The sequence below is a fragment of the Polyangium sp. 15x6 genome (genome assembly GCF_029960785.1).
In the GTDB taxonomy this organism is placed as follows: domain Bacteria; phylum Myxococcota_A; class Polyangia; order Polyangiales; family Polyangiaceae; genus Polyangium.
The window spans coordinates 71864-88300 of sequence record NZ_JASBQE010000042.1 but is presented as its reverse complement, the minus strand read 5'-3'; the positions used below and the strand labels follow the sequence as shown (position 1 = coordinate 88300).

Annotated in this window: 13 protein-coding genes; 5 read left to right on the top strand and 8 right to left on the bottom strand. The window is 69.8% G+C overall.

From position 1 onward, the window contains the following. Positions 1–35 precede the first annotated feature (35 nt). From QHF83_RS28025 to fghA, 3 genes are read left to right on the top strand one after another with little or no spacing between them, the layout of a single operon-like run. Entirely contained in the window at positions 36–695 is a 660-nt protein-coding gene (locus tag QHF83_RS28025; protein WP_282421024.1) for a class I SAM-dependent methyltransferase, read from the top strand. Positions 696–753: 58 nt separating this feature from the next. After that, complete coding sequence (locus QHF83_RS28020; protein ID WP_282421023.1) at positions 754–1842, top strand: aldo/keto reductase; 1089 nt, start codon at positions 754–756, stop codon at positions 1840–1842. 41 nt (positions 1843–1883) lie between these two features. Next, positions 1884–2762, top strand: a complete 879-nt coding sequence (gene fghA, locus QHF83_RS28015; protein WP_282421022.1) for an S-formylglutathione hydrolase — start codon at positions 1884–1886, stop codon at positions 2760–2762. Positions 2763–2786: 24 nt separating this feature from the next. On the opposite strand, the gene QHF83_RS28010 is transcribed toward fghA, so the two are convergent. The 3 genes from QHF83_RS28010 to QHF83_RS28000 all read right to left on the bottom strand — a co-directional run bounded on the left by QHF83_RS28010 (position 2787) and on the right by QHF83_RS28000 (position 6305). Beyond that, entirely contained in the window at positions 2787–3794 is a 1008-nt protein-coding gene (locus QHF83_RS28010) for a hypothetical protein (protein ID WP_282421021.1), read from the bottom strand. Between the two features lie 202 nt (positions 3795–3996). Further along, complete coding sequence (locus QHF83_RS28005) at positions 3997–4752, bottom strand: OAM dimerization domain-containing protein (protein ID WP_282421020.1); 756 nt, start codon at positions 4750–4752, stop codon at positions 3997–3999. Between the two features lie 2 nt (positions 4753–4754). After that, positions 4755–6305 (bottom strand): lysine 5,6-aminomutase subunit alpha, encoded by a 1551-nt coding sequence (locus QHF83_RS28000; protein WP_282421019.1) that lies wholly within the window; start codon positions 6303–6305, stop codon positions 4755–4757. A 123-nt stretch (positions 6306–6428) separates the two neighbouring features. On the opposite strand from QHF83_RS28000, the gene QHF83_RS27995 reads away from it, so the two are divergent. Together QHF83_RS27995 and QHF83_RS27990 are read left to right on the top strand one after the other, a co-directional pair. Further along, positions 6429–8627: a DUF2169 domain-containing protein gene (locus QHF83_RS27995; protein WP_282421018.1), complete on the top strand. Its 2199-nt coding sequence runs from the start codon at positions 6429–6431 to the stop codon at positions 8625–8627. Between the two features lie 73 nt (positions 8628–8700). Next, positions 8701–9198: a hypothetical protein gene (locus QHF83_RS27990; RefSeq protein ID WP_282421017.1), complete on the top strand. Its 498-nt coding sequence runs from the start codon at positions 8701–8703 to the stop codon at positions 9196–9198. Between the two features lie 326 nt (positions 9199–9524). On the opposite strand, the gene QHF83_RS27985 is transcribed toward QHF83_RS27990, so the two are convergent. From QHF83_RS27985 to QHF83_RS27965, 5 genes are read right to left on the bottom strand one after another with little or no spacing between them, the layout of a single operon-like run. Then, positions 9525–11300, bottom strand: a complete 1776-nt coding sequence (locus QHF83_RS27985) for a HEAT repeat domain-containing protein (RefSeq protein WP_282421016.1) — start codon at positions 11298–11300, stop codon at positions 9525–9527. Continuing rightward, positions 11297–12331, bottom strand: a complete 1035-nt coding sequence (locus QHF83_RS27980; protein ID WP_282421015.1) for a hypothetical protein — start codon at positions 12329–12331, stop codon at positions 11297–11299. Before QHF83_RS27980 ends, QHF83_RS27985 begins: the two co-directional genes overlap by 4 nt. Continuing rightward, positions 12328–13848, bottom strand: a complete 1521-nt coding sequence (locus tag QHF83_RS27975) for a hypothetical protein (protein ID WP_282421014.1) — start codon at positions 13846–13848, stop codon at positions 12328–12330. Before QHF83_RS27975 ends, QHF83_RS27980 begins: the two co-directional genes overlap by 4 nt. Continuing rightward, the gene (locus QHF83_RS27970) at positions 13848–15632 is read right to left on the bottom strand and encodes a PAAR-like domain-containing protein (RefSeq protein ID WP_282421013.1); all 1785 of its coding nucleotides are present in this window, start codon (positions 15630–15632) and stop codon (positions 13848–13850) included. Before QHF83_RS27970 ends, QHF83_RS27975 begins: the two co-directional genes overlap by 1 nt. Positions 15633–15657: 25 nt before the next feature. Beyond that, a complete protein-coding gene (locus QHF83_RS27965) occupies positions 15658–16431 on the bottom strand; it encodes a hypothetical protein (RefSeq protein WP_282421012.1) in 774 nt (257 codons plus the stop codon). Positions 16432–16437: the final 6 nt, after the last annotated feature.

Here is a 16437-nt window from a genome sequence, read left to right as displayed (position 1 = left end):
GAGAGGGACCAACCGGAAACACCGAGGAGGGTGTGATGGCAAGCGAAGGCGAAGGAACGAGGGACATGGCGGCTCCGCCGGAGCCCTCCGCGTTCCACCGTGCCTATGAGGAGGGCGTGCACGCGCCCTGGGACATCGGTCGGCCGCAAGCGGACATCGTGGCGCTGGCGGAGGCAGGGGCCTTCCACGGCGACGTGCTCGACGTGGGCTGCGGGCCGGGCGACAACGCGATTTTCCTCGCGGCGCGGGGGCACGCGGTGACGGGCCTCGACATGGTGGAGAACGCGCTATCGAAGGCCCGGACGCGCGCAGAGCGGAGCTCCGTGTCCGTGCAATTCGTGCGCGGCAATGCGCTGGAGCTCGAGATGCTCGGGCGGACGTTCGATACGGTGCTGGATTCGGGGCTGCTCCACGTGTTCGGCAGCGAGATGCGGCCGCGATATGTGGAGAGCCTCTCGCGCGTGGTTCGTCCGGGCAGCATGTATCACGCGCTCGTCTGGAGCGACAAGGAGCCGGGCACGGAGGGGCCGCGGCGGCTCTCGGAGGCGGAGATCCGGGCGGCGTTCGCGTCCGGATGGAAGGTGCGGCAGATCCGGCCGGCGCGGTTCGAGCACATGCTCGGCGGCAAGGGATACGCGGAGGCGTGGCTCGTGTCGATCGAGCGGACGGGGTCATCGATTTCAGCCGCGGTCTGAGCTCGCCCGACCGCGCCGCGGCACGCCCCCTGCAATGCCGGCCTCGTCGGGGGCTCGCATGGTGGCACGATTTACGCGGCGCACGTTCATCGGTTCGGTCGGCGCGGGCCTCGCGCTCGCCGCATGTGCATCCACGCGAGACAATGGCGGCGCGTCGGGTTCATCGGACGCGCCGCCGCAAGGGCCGCGCCCCGGCGCGCCGCGGGAAGGGGACATCCCGCTCCCGGCCGGCGCGACGATGCCGACGCGTGTGCTCGGCCGGACGGGCGAGCGCGTGAGCATGGTGGGGCTCGGGGGTTTCCACGTCGGGATGCAGAAAAACCCCCAGGAGAGCATCCGCATCATCCGCATGGCGCTGGATCACGGAATCAATTTCCTGGACAACTGCTGGGATTACAACGACGGCGAGAGCGAACACCGCATGGGCCTGGCGCTCCAGGAGGGATACCGGCAGAAGGCGTTCCTGATGACGAAGCTCGACGGCCGCACGCGACGATCGGCGGACGAGCAACTCGAACAATCGCTGAAGCGGCTGCGCACGGACGTGATCGATCTCGTGCAGATCCACGAGGTGATCCGCGGCAGTGATCCGGCGCGGGTCTTCGGGCCGGACGGGATGATGGAGGCGCTCCTCGCGGCGAAGCAGGCCGGAAAGCTGCGGTACATCGGTTTTACCGGGCACAAGGATCCGGCGTACATGCTGGCCATGTTGAAGGCGGGGTTCGACCATGGGTTCACGTTCGACACGGTGCAGATGCCGCTGAACCCGATGGATCCGCATTACAAGAGCTTCGAGAAGGAGGTGTTGCCGGTGCTCGTGGAGCATGACATCGGCGTGCTCGGGATGAAGCCGATGGCGTCGGGGCTCCTGCTCGAGAGCGGCGCCGTGAGCGCGCCGGAATGCCTGCGATATGCGATGTCCTTGCCGACGTCGGTGGTGATCACGGGCTGTGACACGACGGGCGTGCTGGAGCAGGCGCTGCATACGGCCTATACGTTCGAGCCGATGCGGAGCGAGGAGAAGGTGGCGTTGCTCGCGCGGACAGCGCCGGCGGGCCGGAGCGGGCAGTACGAGCCGTTCAAGAATACGAAGCAGTTCGACGGGACCGAGAAGAACCCGAAGTGGTTGACGAGCGCGGAGCTCTGAATTGCGCGGCGGGGGCTTTCTCGGGTAGTCTCGCGGCCGCCATGACGAACCCATTCGACACTCGGGGCTCCGGATCGCCTGCGAACCCCTTCACCCAGGTCTCGACGAACCGCTCTTTCGGCGGCCACCAGAAGGTGCTGCGGCACGAATCACGCGCGCTCGGCTGCAGCATGAACGTGGGCGTCTACCTGCCCCCGCAGGCCGAGTCCGGGCGCTGCCCGGTGCTCTACTGGCTCTCCGGGCTCACGTGCACGGAGCAGAATTTCGTGACGAAGGCAGGCGTGCAGGAGCACGCGGCGCGCCACGGGATCATCGTGGTCGCGCCGGACACGAGCCCGCGCGGCGAAGGCGTTGCGGACGATCCGGCCTACGACCTCGGGCAAGGCGCCGGGTTTTACGTGGACGCGACCGAGGCGCCGTGGGCGCGGCATTATCGGATGCACGAATACGTGGCCGAGGAGCTCCCGGCGCTCGTGGAGGCGCACCTGCCGGCGCTTCCGGACCGGCGCGGGATCTTCGGGCATTCGATGGGCGGGCACGGGGCGCTGGTGCTCGCGTTGAAGCATCCGGGGCGATATCGATCGGTGTCGGCATTTTCGCCGATCGTGGCGCCGAGCCGGGTGCCCTGGGGCGAGAAGGCATTTTCCGCGTATCTCGGCGCGGACCGGGAGGCGTGGAAGGCGTGGGACGCGACAGCGCTCGTGCGCGAGGCGAAGGAGCGGCTGCCGATTCTGATCGATCAAGGGGACGCGGACCAATTCCTCACGCGGGAATTGCAGCCGGAGCTGTTCCGGGAGGCGTGCGAGGCCGCGGGGCATCCGCTGACGCTGCGGATGCAGCCGGGGTATGACCACAGCTATTACTTCATCGCGACGTTCATGCGCGACCACGTGGAGCACCACGCGGCGGCGTTGCGATGAGTCCGATCCCGCCTGCCTGGCGGCTCACTTGAAGACGCAGCCAATGCCCCCGAGCCACTTGATGAAGATGTTCGAGTAGCGGTGGTAGGCGCCCGGGTCGCTGGTCCCCTTGTAACGCATATCGTCGCGGTCGTTGCTCGCCTGGCAGTCGGACGCGAACAGCTTCCACGTCGCGACGCCCCCGTCCGAGACCCAGTAGGTGAGCTTGGTCTCCCAGGAAGACGACGGCGTCTCCTTCTGGAACGCCTCGAACAGCGTTTGGCCATTACACGAGAGGACGTGCTCCTTGGCCGCGCACGCGGTGGCGTACGGCGGACCGTAGTCGTCCTCGACCGGGTTGGTGCTCGCCGTGTGCTGGTGCGCCGTCACGGTGTCGGAGCTCGTCCAGAGGTGAAGCGAGCAATCGGCATAGTCCTCGACGTACTCCTCGATGAACGGGACGAAGGAGTTGTTCCAGCCGTACGTATAGGACCACTCGGTCGGGTTGTCGCAGTAGTAGCTCCCCACCATCGTCATGGGCGGCGGCGTCTTCGGGACGCCGAGCGTGATCGCCTTCAGCGGCCGGTACTCCTCCCTCGTGAAGGCGCCCAGATCGACGGCGGTGATGAGGTCGTCGGTCAACGCCGCGTCCTCGGGCGCCACGGCGCGCAGGACCTCGGCGGGCGTCGTGTACGTATCGAGCACGCTCGCCGCGCTCCCATCGGCGGGGAGCTCTTCCAGGACGCCCGTTTTCCCATTGCCCATGCCGCAGAACACGTACGTGGCGCCGGAGCGTGCATGCACCACGGCGAGGGTCCGATCCCCACACGGGGCGCTGTTGTCGCGGGCCTCCGGCCCCGGGAGGGCGTGCCCAGACGGCCCGTAGAAATCACCGTCGCCATTGAGCCGAGCGGACTCGGTATCGGCCTTCGTCGCGACGAACGCCTCGTTCTCCGAGGTGTCCACGCCGACGCAGGCCATCGTGGAGGCTGCGAGAAGCAGGGGGAAGGTCAACGCGAGGCTGCCGGCCTTGGTGAGGGTCGTCTTGCTCATTGGAATCGTGCTCCCGGTTGTGGCCATTGCATCGTGGCCCGTGTGACCGAGTGCATCGCAACGAGCGTGCCGGAGCGCGTGACCCGTCGAAGAAGCCGATTTCCGAGGCGCGCGCGCGCCGGCAGGGGAGCGTTGTGACGCCCGCGTGACGGCGGGCGTCACGGCGGCGTACCAGTGTCACGACCGCGCAACACGGTCGTCTCTACCGCCTCGGATCGACCTGTTTCCCCCGGGCGCGGCGGATGACCTCCTCGGCCACGAAGGCGGCGACCATCGAAGGCTTCGTGCCGGGGCCGAAGCCGCCTTCGTAGCCGAGCTCGAGCGCGAGCTTGTTGTCGATGCGCGGGCCGCCGAGCAGCAGCAGGAACTTGTCGCGGACGCCTTGTTTCTTCAGGAGATCGATGAGCGCCGCCGCGTTCTCCTTGTGGCAGTTCCTCTGCGTGATGACCTGCGAGACGAGGATCGCGTCGGCCCCGAGCGCCTTCGCGCGCTCGGCGAGCTCGACGTTCTCGACCTGCGCGCCGAGGTTGTGCGCGTCGAAGCATTTATAGCTCTCGAGGCCCTTCTCCCCGGCGAACCCCTTGTAATTGAGGATCGCGTCGATTCCGACGGTATGCGCGTCCGAGCCGGTGCAGGCGCCGACCACCACGATCTTGCGGCCGAGCTCCTTGCCCATGGCCTCGATCTGCTCGCGGGAGAGCGGCTTCGCGGCGAGCTCGGCGATGTCGATGGTGTCGACGTCGATCTGGTGCGCGGAGTGCCCGTAGGCCACGAAATACGTGTGCTGCTGCGAGCATTGCTCCATCGTGGTGACGAGCGGGTCTTTCAGGCCGTGGGCCTCGGCGAAGCGCTTCGCCGCCTCCCGCGCGCGATCCCCGGGCAGGATCGCGAGCGTGAAGGTCATTTGCACCATCCCGTCGCCTTCACGGTCCCCGTAAGCGCGTAGCCATTTCGCCATGGTCAGCGGCCTCCTTCGAGCTCGTCGAGGATCGGGTTCAAATACTCGGGATCACGCGCCGCCACGCCGGCGTGCCCCTTTCCGCCCGTGCGCTTGCGCTTCACGTCGCCGAACGCGCCCCTGCCGATCGCGTCCCAGATGCCGTCGCCCTTCACCTGGACCAAGAGCTCGTGCGCCAGGTGCAGCACCTCCTTTGCGCGCCGCTCCACGATGCCGCCGGGCTTCCACTGGATCTCGTCGCCGAGGTGCCTGGCCGTGCCGAAGACGTATTTCGCGCTCTTCAGCGCGAGGAATCGGTCCATGAGCAAGGGCGTGTGGATCGCCTCGCTGAACATGCCGAGCAGCTCGATCGACTGGTGCGTCATGATGCCCGCGAGGTTGAACATCGCGTCGTGCACGTGGCTGTGGAAGACGTCGCCCGTCTTGAATTTCGTGGGCGGCATCCACTTGATCGGGTGCTTGTCGAAGATCTGCCGGATGAGCTGCGCCTGCGCGACCTCGAAGAGGAAGCTGTCCTCGAGCCAAGGGTCGATCTCGAACGCGTGCCCGAGGCCCATCTGCTCGTCCGAGAGCCCCGCCCGCCGCGCGAACGCCTCGTTGATGAACTGCGAGGCGAGCACCGTGTGGGCTTTTTCGACCGCGTCCGCCGTCGTGAGGTAGTTGTCCTCGCCCGTGTTGATGACGATGCCGCTCCTCGCCACGATCCGGCGCGAGAAGTATTGATCGACGAACGTCCGCTCCATGTTGATGTCGCGGAACAGGATCCCGTACATCGCGTCGTTGAGGAGCATGTCGAGCCGCTCGACCGCCGCCATCCACGCGATCTCGCTCATGCAAAGGCCCGAGGAGTAGTTCGTCTGGGCGAGGTACTTTCCGGTTTCCTCGCTCGCCTCGTCCGCGGCCTTGCGGATGATGCGGAAGTTCTCCTGCGTGGCGTACGTCCCGCCATACCCTTCGGTCGTCGGGCCCTCGGGCACGTAATCGAGGAGCGATTGCGCCGTGGCGCGGATGACCGCGACGATGTCCGCCCCGGCGAACCGCGCGGCCTTGGCCTGGACCGCGTCGTCGTAGATGTTGCCGGTCGCGACGATGACGTATTTGAGCGGGAGCTCGGCCTCGGGGAAGCGGCTCTTGAACCGCTCGCGCGCGTGGCGGGCCTCGTCGATGCGGGCGATCGCCTTCTGCGTCTCGAGCTCCAGGGCGCCGCGGCATTCGTTCGTGGTGGGGCCGCCCTCGACGTCGAGCGAGGCGCCGCCGTACGCGATCTGCTCGGCCGCCTCCTGCGCGGAGCTCGCGCCTTCGTAGAGCGCGCGTCCGAGGAAGTAGGCGACGCCGCGACCCGTGTGCCCCGCCTTGTGGATGCGGTCGACGAGCGCGTTCGCGAGCGGCGTGCCCTCGGGATCCGCGCCCGTGACGCCGTAGGCGCGCGCGACGGTGCGCTCGAGGCCCACGGTGGTGTGGCGGTCGATGAAGCGCTGGACGTCGTCGGCGATCGCGGCCGCCGCTGCGCGGCACGCGTCGACGGTCGCGTGATCGAGGGGGACCTTGGCCATGGCGCTCCCGAGATGGCGCGGATGGGGTCGATTGTCAATGACGCGCGCTCGGGCCCGCAAGCCGCGCCGCGGCGCGTGATCCGAGGCCTCATCGAGCGAGCGGCGCGATGGTAAGCTCACGCCGTGCACGTCTCCGCGAAACCCCCGCTCGCCGTGGCAAAGCTCGTCTGGCAGCCACGCCCCGACGCCTTCGTGATGACGGTCATCTGCAAGGCCACGTACGCCCTGCGAAACGGGCCATGCGAGCTCCTCGGTACGCCGGACGCGCCGCAGACGATCGACGTGTACTGGCAGGATGGTTCGCCGCGCAGCATCCGCCTGCCGAACGATCTCGCGCCGTTCAAGCGGCACGTGGACGTGATGGTCGTGGGGCACGTGTGGGCGCCCCATGGCCAGGCCGTGCCGTCGCTCGTCGCGCGCATCGCGGTGGGAGGCGTGAACAAGGCGATCGGGGTGTACGGCGATCGGTACTGGCTGCCGGAAGGGAGGCTCTCGGACGCGGTGCCGTTCACGCGGATGCCGCTGCGCTGGATGCGCGCGGCAGGCGGGCCGAGATCGTGGAATCCGGTGGGGATCCCGCCGAGCATGGATGCGCAGGCGCCGGGGCATCCGCCGAATTTCGAGCCGATGGGTTTCGTGTTGCGCAGTCCCACGCAGGAGATCCCGCCGGTCGGACTCGCGCCGATCGCGGCGCGGTGGCCGACGCGCGTCGAGCATCTGCGCGCGCACCGCAACGCGTGGTCTCACGAGGCGTGGCACGAGCAGCCGCTGCCCGCGGGCGTGGATGCGTCGTACTGGAACGCGGCGCCAAAGGATCAGCAGATCACCGAGCTGCCGGCGCAGGCGCAGATCCTCCTCGAGCACCTGCATCCGGAGCTCTCGCGGATGATCGCGGTGGTCGAGGATGTCCGGCCGCGGGCGGTGGTGACGCGGAGCGGGGGCAGCCCGCAGGAAGTGTGGCTGCGCGGGGATACGCTGCTCATCGATGCGGATCGAGGGGTCTGCAGCGTGACGTGGCGCGCGGCGGTGCCGCTCCGGCACGCGAAGGAAGAAGGGGTCGTGCTGATCGCGCCGACGCGGGGGATCGCGGCGCCGAGTGTCGTGCCGAGCCCGGGGCCCGCTGTCGCGACAAGCGTTCCACCGAGCGTCCGGCCAGGCGTTCCGCCGAGCGTCCCGCCAAGCGTTCCGCCGAGTGTCCCGCAGACCCCGGCGGTGCCCGAACGGCCGCGCGGCCCACGCACGATCACGATGCTGGCCAACACGGCCCCGAAGCCTGCGGCCGCGCTTCCCTTCGCGCCCTCGAGCACGCCTGCGGTGCCTCCGCCCGAGCCGCGGCGAGAGCGCCCGCCGGTGTCGTTCGCGCGTGACGACGACGAGCAGACGCTGACCGGGAACGTGGGCAGACCCGAGGGGTTTTCGACGCTGCCGTTCCAGCGCTCGCCGCTGCGCCCGCTCGCGGAGAGCAAGCCGGCGTCCGCGCCCGTCGCGGCGAAGACCTTGCCGCCCTTCGATCCGGACGACGATGGGACGGAGACGCGTGTCCCCGAGGCGAGGCCCGTGGCGGCCGCGACGCTGCCGTTCGTCGCGGCTCGGGCCCTCGATCCGGACGACGAAGGCACGCGGACGCTCATCCCCGCGGCGAAGCCCGCGGCGTCGCCCGCGCTGCCGTTCCGCGCACCGGCGTCGGCGCCGGCACCGGCACCCGCCCCCGAAGCGGAGGAGTCCGATCCGGAGACCGAGCGGAAGCCGAAGCTGCAGCCCGACGCAGCGCTGCCGTTCGGAACACCGAGCCCCGCAGCGTCGCCGCTCTTCGTCCTCTCGACGCCCGGGCCCGTCGTCATCCCGCCCGAGCCCGTCGTCATCCCGTCCGGACCCGTCGTCATCCCGCCCGAACCACCACCGGCAAAACCCGTCGTCATCCCGCCGAGCGCCGTCGTCACCCCGCCGAGCGCCGTCGTCATCCCAAATAGCGCCGTCGTCACCCCGCCGAGCGCCGTCGTCATCCCAAATAGCGCCGTCGTCACCCCGCAGAGCGCCCTCGGCACCTCGGCGAGCCCAGCCGCGTCGCGCGGGGAGCTCTCGATCGAGCGGTATGCACGGATCAAGGTCGATCTCTGGGGCGCGCGCGACGCGCTGCACGAGGTGCTCTCGCGCTACGGGATCGACGAAGTCGCGTGGCGCGTGCACGAGCGGCAGCAAGCAGAAGCCCTCGCAGGCGAGGCGCGCGAGGGTCGGTGTGACCTCGCCCTCGCACTCTGCGCCGCATTCGAGGCCGCGAAGGCCCCAGGCGTCGCGCCGCCGCCCCTCGGCGGGATCGCATGAAGCGCGTGACGCGCGAGGAAGCGATCCGCACGCGCCGCGGACTCGTATAGAATCCAAGGTCTCTGGAGGAGCCATGAAGCGTGCAACCAACGTGCGCGGGATCGAAGCAGCGTCGGCGAAACAGGGGCCGCGGCTCCAGCCCGTGCCAGGGCCGGCCCGGCGTCCAGCGCTGTTCACGGCCGAGGTGCACGCAGTCCGCGAGGACGGCGTCGTGCTGGGGATCGGCCCCACGACCGCACCCGCGAAGCTCGATCCATCCGTCCACCCCACGGTGATCGAAGGCGCCCGCGCGCGACGCGAGCGCGTGCTCGTCGAGGAAGGCGCAGACGGCACGCTCATCGTGATCGGCGCACTGCGCACGCAGCCCACGCCCGGCGTGGACGCAGCCGAGACCTACACGATCAAGGCAAAGCGAATCGCACTCGACGCCGGCGAGGAGCTCTCGCTCTCAGCCCAAACCGCAGCCGTCGTGCTACGCGCGATCGGCGAAGTCGAGACATACGCCGAGCGAATCCTGTCCCGCGCAGAAGGCGTGCACAAGATCGTCGGGCGCATGCTGCGCTTGAACTAGCCCATCGGGCAGCCGTTGCGCCGGGGCGCTGCCCCGGGCCCCGCGGGGGCTATTCGCCCCTCGACCCGAACCAGGGCAAGCCCTGGACCTCAGGTGGAAAAACTGCGCTCCGCGCAGTTTTTCCAGCAGGCCGGTGGCAAGACCCGTCGTAGCGTTGCCGGTCGCGACGGTCTTGGTTGGCAGCGTCGTTTCCAGTCTTGCCTCGACCTGGTCGATGAACTGCGCATCGCGCAGTTCATCGACCCCGGGTCCAGCGCTTGCGCTGGTCCGGGTCCAGGGGTGGACAACCCCTGGTCGGGGTCCGGGGTGAAACCCCGGCGCGACGCTCACGCTTGCCGGGGCAATGCATCGCGGGCTGCCGCGAGTGCGCGCTCTTGCACGACGATCCAGCCTGCGACGTCGAGGTGCACTGCCCTGCGGGTTACGAGTGCGAGCTCGCGTGCGAGGAGCGGCCGTTCGCCATGGCGTGTTCCGCGTGCGGAGAGCTCGGTGAGGATCGTGGATGGCGTCCATGGCTGGCCGAACCGCATGCGGGGGTTGTCGAGGGGCCGCCGCTCCTCGAATGCGCGCAGCCATGCCGCGAGTCGCTCCTCGAAATCGCCGCCTGCGAGTGCTCCTGGGCGCGGCGCCGAGCCGCCGCCGATTCGCTCGAGGGCTCGCCCGATTCGATCTGCCTCGTCGAATGCCCCGTTTGCGGCTGCGCGGCGGATGCCTTCGATGAGCACGGGCACGTGATCGGGGTGCCCGTGCCAGCCGAGCCAGGGCAGACCCTCGCGATCGAGACTCGCCTCGGTGCCTAGGAGGTTCCGATCGAACGGGCTCCCGAGGAGACACAGCGCTTCGAGGGCGATGCGACGCGCGCGCAACGTCGGCACGTCCTCCGTGCGCGGCCGCTGGAGCACGGCGCGGAGGTGCTTCGGGCCGCGGGCGTCGCCGAGCGTGGTGAGGGCTGCGGCGGCGCTCGCGCCGGTGTCGGGATCCGGGCTCTCGAGCAGACGCGCGAGGAGCGGCGCGGCCGCCTGCGCGGGCAAACGCGCGGCGAGATCGATCGCCTTGTCGAGCACGCCCGGCGACGGCGAGGGCCGCATGAGGAGCAGCACCGCGCTTGCCATGTCCACGCGCCCGCGCCGCGCCATCGCTGCGAGCGCGACCTCGACGAGCGCGGGATCGTCCTCGCGGCAGAGCTCGACCAGGGTACGATCGATCGCCTCGTTCGAGCCGAGGGCGAACGCGTCGACGAACGCCGGGTACGTCCGCGGGTGCGAGCGGCGCAGCGCCAGCACGACCCAGCGCATCGCCGTCTCCGAGGCGAGACAGGAGAGCGTGAAGGCGAGCGCGAACGTCCGGCCGAAATCGGGCACGACCCACTCGATCGCATACGCGAAGAGCGACTCCACGAGCCCGAGCGAGGGCGCGGCTGGATCGAGCGGCCGTTCGAGCGCGACGAGCGCGTCGAGGTTGTCGAGCAGGCGCTGCTCGAACGGCCCGGCGTCGACCCAGGGCTCGTGATCGTAGAGCCTGCGCAGGCTGCCGAGGCTCGCGATGTCCTCGAAGCAGTCGCGCGCGATGGCGCTGATCTGCGCGAAATCCCCCGCCGCGCTCCGCGACGCTTCGAGCAGGGCCCGCCCGCGCGCCCCCTGCGCGGCCATCGCCTCCTCGCGCGACAGCACCCGCGGCGGCGGCACGAAGACTGGATGCGCCCGCGGGACGCCGATGCTCGCGACGATCTCCTCGCTCTGCGTGGCCTCCGCGGCCGCCCCCAAGGCCCGCGCCGGCAGCCGTCCGCGCAGCCGCTCACTCGCGTCCGCGAGCCAGCGCGCCGCGGCCTCGATGCGGTTTCCCACCACCTCGTCGAGCGAGATCCGCTCGCGCGCCGCCTTCAGCGCGGCCGAGGTGCGCGACAGGGCATCGAGCGCGTCCGCGTCGCGCGGCTCGTCCGCGACGAGGCGGCTCAGGAGCGCGATCCCCTCGCGCAGCGCCTCGGCGAGCTCGGCCGTGTCCGAGCGATCGGCGATCGCGAGCAGGCTCTCCTCGAGCGCGGACCGCACGCCTTCGAGCAGCGGGCGCGTCGACGTCGTTCCGGGCAAACTTTGCAGCATCATGGCGCCCCCAGGGCGAAGGCGCCGCGCGCGGGGCCCTCGGACGCGAGCGTGACGAGCACCTCCGGCGCCGGGGCGAACCCCAGGCGAAACGCCATGCATGCGTACGCCGCGTGCACCGCACCGCTCGCCGCGCCCACGTCGCCGAGCTCGTCGCAGAGGCGCGTCTCGATCGTCTTGTCGTCGTCGAACCGTTCGCGGTTCCGGATGCGCACGAAGGTCCACTCCTTCACGCGGTGCCGCTCCCCGTTCACGTCCGGCAAGACCCAGGGCACGGGCGCGCGCAGAGCGCCCGCGACCGCGCGGACGATCTCGGTCGCTGCCTCGCCGATCGGCGGGTTCGGACCGCCGTCGTCCTCGCGTTCCATGCCCGTGCCCACGGAGAGCACCCGCGCGAGCGCCGGCGCCGAGCCCGCCGGCGCGACCACGACGAACGCCGCGGCCTCCGAGGGGATGAACCCGTCCCACACGCCCTCTCCGTGCACCCTGCGCTCCTTGTCGAGCGCCGTGAGCACGACGGGATCGTGGTAGCTGTCGATGCCGCCCACGATGGCGCAGGGCCGCGTCCCGCGCGCCGCGTCCTTGGGCGCCTGCGCCACGAACGCGAGGGCCCGCGCGAGCGCCGCGGCAAAACCCGCGTGGCCGAGGACGAAGGGCTCACACGCCTCGGGCGCGAGCGGAACCCCGGCGCGTTTGCCGAGCTCCTCGAAGAAATCGGGGCCGAGCGGCTCCTCCGCCTCGGCGCGGCGCGGCGGCAGCGAGAGGAACAGCGGAAAGGGACCTTTCGCGCCCACGAGCCCCCGCACGCACTCGGCGAGCGCGGGCGCTGCGAGCTCGAGCATCCGCGCGCGCCCCACGCACGCGTCGTCGATGCGCTTCGCGCGCACGTCCCCGAGGGCGAACCCGCGTCGGTCCCGGAACGGCGTTTGCCCCGGCGAGAGCTTGCGCGCGCGGAGCACGAGGGACGATTGCCTCGCGTCGAGCCCGAGCGGCGTCGCCATGCCCACGCCCACGATGGCGCCCGTGCTGCTCACGTGCTGCCCTCCAAGCTCTTCTCCTCCACCTTCGAGCCATCACGCGGGCCACCATGCCGCGCCTCTTCGTCGGCCCGGAGCCGCGCGAGCTCGGCGGCGAACGCCTTGTCGCCTTGCGCCTTCGCCCGGAAGCGCCGGTCGATCCGACCAAACCCCGCGATCCCGATCCCTGCATCCGCGAGGACCTTCGTGGGATCACCCCGCTTCATCTTCGCTGCGATCGCCACGTACGCCGCGGCCGTGATCTCGGCCTCGCGCGCCGTCGCGAGCGCGTCCGAGGCGCGCCGGTACGCGAGGGCGTACTCGGCGCTCGGCCCGCCATCGGGCTCCTCGCGCACGCTCGCGAGCCGCTGCGCCCAGGCTCGCTCCTCGATCCCCCACGTGTAGTCGTCGATCCCGTGCCGCCGGAGGACCTCTTCGCGCGGCCAGCGTTGCTCGGCGAGCTCGGCCGCGATCGCAGCGGCCTCGTGCGGGAGCATCTCCGGCTCCGCGGCGTTCGGGTGCCCCCAGGTCTCGTAGCGCGCCATCAAGAGCTCTTCCTCGCTCAGCTTGGGTGGCTCCTCGCCCCGTACGACGTCGTCGCGCTCCGCGGCGAAGCGAAACCGGCCGCGCGGCAGCTCGCGGAGATTGTCGTCCCAGGCGCCCCACGGATCCTCGTGCCAGCGCGCGGGCGGCGCCCAGCCGATCAGGATCCGATCGACGTCCACGTGCGGGTTCGCGGTCGTCTCCACGAGCCCGCGGAAGGTCACATCCACGGTGCTGCCGTCGAGATCGATCGCGATTCCATCGACGAACATCCGCACGTCGCCGCGCTGCACCCGGGCCTGCGAGTAGTTCACGAGCGCGCGCGGGACGAGCCGCGGGAGCTCCAGATCGAGCGCGGCCTCGGGATCCGGAAAGAGCCCCGCGAGCCGGATCGAGGTCACGTCGTCGACCTCGTAACGAAGGTCGGGGATCGCGGCCTGGTACACGCTCAGATCGAACTTCTCGGGGTGGTGGAAATGGTGCGTCGATCCGTCGTGGCAAGGCTGCGGCCCGAGGTCGATCGTGCCTCCCTGGAAGCGCTGCGTGAACGGCGGGCGGAGGGGAATCCGGCCGGGTTCGTCCGCGCGAACCGTGAAGCTCACGCGCCGCTCCCCGAGGCCGACGGCCGCGTTTCTCGGGACGACCTTCGTGAACGTGCCCGAAGGCATCGGCAGCACCTCGACGTGGCCCGTCAGCGTCAGGTCGACGAGCAGGCGCATCGGCACGAAGTCGTCGACGCGGGGCGCCTCCTTCGGCGCGGCCGGGCCTGCAAAAAAGGGGCGCGGCGGCGCGGGTTCGAGCGGGACGGGCCGCGCCGCCGCGCTCGGATCGAAGCGGAACGTGACCCCGACGATGATCGTGAGCCAGTTTCGATCGACGACCCAGGGCAGGACGCCGACGCGGCAAGGCAAAGGTTTGGCCCGACGCTCGCCGGGCCTCCGCACGGGCGACTCGGCGACGAGGATGCGGCGAAAAGGCCGAGGGTGCTGCATCAGTTCCCGATGATGGTCCAGAGGTCGACTTCTTCGACCTTGCACGTCCAGCTCTCGGGGAACCACTCGCCCTCTTGCTCGAACGAATAGAACCAGACGTCGACGTGGATCATGCCGGTGAAGCCTACCTTGATCTCGAACTTGTCGGACTTGAGCACGAGACCTGCGGGGCTGCCTTCGAGCTTGAGCGCGGGATCGGCCTGCACGATGGCCCGCCCTTCCATGTGCATCCAGTCCCGGATTTGAATGCGGACGAAGAGGTAGAACTTGAAATCGATGGGGAGCCGAATCGACGCCTCCCCCCATTCCCAGCCTCGCGCCTTCGTCCACTTGAACATGAGGGTCGCCTCGGCCGAGAGCGTCACCTCGACGGCGATGCCGATGCTCGCCTCGGAGCCGGTGCGCTGGATGATCCAGCCGACGGCGCGCGCCGCGAGGCCGCCGAGGACCGGGATGATCGCGAGGAAGTTCGTGAGCGGGACCGAGACCTCGAACTTCCATTCGAGCAAGGTGCCCGTGACGTTGACCGACGCCTCGCGGACCATGCGATAGACGTCTTCGTCCTCGCCCTCTTTCCACTCGAACTTGAGGGTGATCTTGACGTCGTCCTTGGGGCACGTGAGCGTGTTCTCGACCTGGACATTGGCGAGCTGACCGACGCTGCGAACGACGGTCATCGCGCGGCTCAGCCAGCGCCCGGCCTGGACGAGGCCTTCGAGCGGGATCTCGAACTCGTATTCGTGCTCGGGATACCCGTGCACCTCGTAGCTCACGGTGCCGCTGCACGCGCTGCCCGTGATCGTGAGGCGGATCGGGTTCTGCGCGGCGCGCCACGCGATGAGGAACTGCGCGAAGTCGGCGAGCTTCTGCGCGGCGTCGAGCGCGGCCGCCCGGCGCTCGCGGTCCGCTGCGACCTGCTGATACGCCGCCCGGCCGTCCTGGTTCTCGACCCGGGACGAGCCACGCGCCGCCGCGTTTTGCTGGGCGTATCGGTTTTTATCGGCGATCGCCGCGCGCTTTGCGGTGTCCGACTCGTCGACGGTCACCTCGGTGTCGGGCAACATCGTGAGCTCGGGGAGCCAATCCGCCACGGTGAGCGTGTCGCCCGTGAACTCCTCTTCTTTCGGCTCGATCGGCGCGCCGAGGGAGGTTTGTCCGCCGGAGCGCGTGACGCGCCATTTCATGTGCGGCGGCTGGGCGCACTCGGGCGGCGCGTCCGGCACCTTGGCATTCTTGCGTTTCGCCTCGACCGTGATCGTGTCGCCGCGCTTCACGTCGATCTGCGGCATCTCCACGAACTCTTGATGCTCGCACTTGATCTTCGACGTCTCGTAGGAGCAGCGCTTGAAGAACTCCTCGGGGTTGTCGTCGAGCAGCCCCGGCGGCACGTTCTGGAAGATCTTCCCCGTCGTGTTCGCGTGGTTCTGCGTCGTCGGATCGTCCGTGCGGGCGGGGGCTTTCCCTTCCGTGCGCACGTTCGGCGAGCCGCGCGTCGCGCGCGCTTCTTCGCGGTACGTCCCGCTCGCCACGCCGCCGCCGCTGTCGCCGTGCGCCGGATCGCTCGGCGTGATCGCCTCGCCGACGCGCACGACGTTGCCATTCTGGAAGAGCGTCTTTCCGCTCGTGTGCTCGACGGCCTTGTCCGTCGTGACGTGATTGGGATGCGGGACGGCGACGGTCTTCGGCGGATTGAAGCACACGTCCGTCGGCCCCACGGTCGCGGCCGTGTGATCGCTCGTCTTCGTGGTGACCCCGAGGTCCTCGTTCGTTACGGTCGCGCCCATCGCCAGTCCTTCTGCCCCGAAGTGGTCACCAGAAAATGCGCCAGCGGCCGTCGAGCCGGGTCATGTAGAAATTCGTGCCCCAGCCGAGATAAGGTTCGTCCCGGTTCACCGCGCGGACGGCGGGTTTGCCCGAGGCGCGGCGCGCATACGCCACGCGGCCGTCGGCATACCGATCGAAGCGCAGATCGTGCGCGTCGAACGGCTCCATGACCCAGGGCGAATGCAAGCGCTGCATGGCCTGCGCCCGCGAGAGCGGCTGCGGGCCGTAGAACCTTTCGAATTCGCTCACCTTGAGCTGCATCGCGGATTCGAAGCGCGCCGCGTCGCGCGAGGCGAATGCGTCGTAGAGCTCGAGCACGGCCGCGCGTTGCTCGGGCGTGCCCTCCTCGGGGAACACCTCGGGCGAGGCCCTGCGATACGCCGCCTCCGGCACGTCGTGCGGGATGTGGAGGACCCCGCCGCCCACGAGCGGCAGATCCAGCGGCAAACCGAGCCCTTGCAGGCTCGCCGGGTATTCCCACTTGAAGACCGGGCTCTCGACCTCCTTCGTGAGGTCCTCGGCGTTCAGGATGAGAATCGCGAAATGCGCGCCCATGGACGGCGTGTTCGGCGAGAGCGGTGCCGGGGAGAGCTCGACCGTGATCGTGTTCTCGCCCTGCACGAGCCAATGCGTGACGGGCTGCGACGGCGCGACGTTCTGCATGACGACCCGATCGTAGAGCGGGATTCCGTTGAGCAGCGCGCGGGCGCGGGAGCCCGGTCGGTGGAGGATCCGATAAACGTAGTTCGGGTGGGCCATGGTCCC

Bases quoted from the DNA above. Each gene is read 5' to 3' on its own strand.
- QHF83_RS27990 (WP_282421017.1), top strand. From the start codon at position 8,701: ATGAAGCGTGCAACCAACGTGCGCGGGATCGAAGCAGCGTCGGCGAAA.
- QHF83_RS27975 (WP_282421014.1), bottom strand. From the start codon at position 13,848: ATGCAGCACCCTCGGCCTTTTCGCCGCATCCTCGTCGCCGAGTCGCCC.
- QHF83_RS28000 (WP_282421019.1), bottom strand. From the start codon at position 6,305: ATGGCCAAGGTCCCCCTCGATCACGCGACCGTCGACGCGTGCCGCGCA.
- QHF83_RS27985 (WP_282421016.1), bottom strand. From the start codon at position 11,300: ATGATGCTGCAAAGTTTGCCCGGAACGACGTCGACGCGCCCGCTGCTC.
- QHF83_RS27965 (WP_282421012.1), bottom strand. From the start codon at position 16,431: ATGGCCCACCCGAACTACGTTTATCGGATCCTCCACCGACCGGGCTCC.
- fghA (WP_282421022.1), top strand. From the start codon at position 1,884: ATGACGAACCCATTCGACACTCGGGGCTCCGGATCGCCTGCGAACCCC.
- QHF83_RS28005 (WP_282421020.1), bottom strand. From the start codon at position 4,752: ATGGCGAAATGGCTACGCGCTTACGGGGACCGTGAAGGCGACGGGATG.
- QHF83_RS27970 (WP_282421013.1), bottom strand. From the start codon at position 15,632: ATGGGCGCGACCGTAACGAACGAGGACCTCGGGGTCACCACGAAGACG.
- QHF83_RS28010 (WP_282421021.1), bottom strand. From the start codon at position 3,794: ATGAGCAAGACGACCCTCACCAAGGCCGGCAGCCTCGCGTTGACCTTC.
- QHF83_RS28025 (WP_282421024.1), top strand. From the start codon at position 36: ATGGCAAGCGAAGGCGAAGGAACGAGGGACATGGCGGCTCCGCCGGAG.
- QHF83_RS28020 (WP_282421023.1), top strand. From the start codon at position 754: ATGGTGGCACGATTTACGCGGCGCACGTTCATCGGTTCGGTCGGCGCG.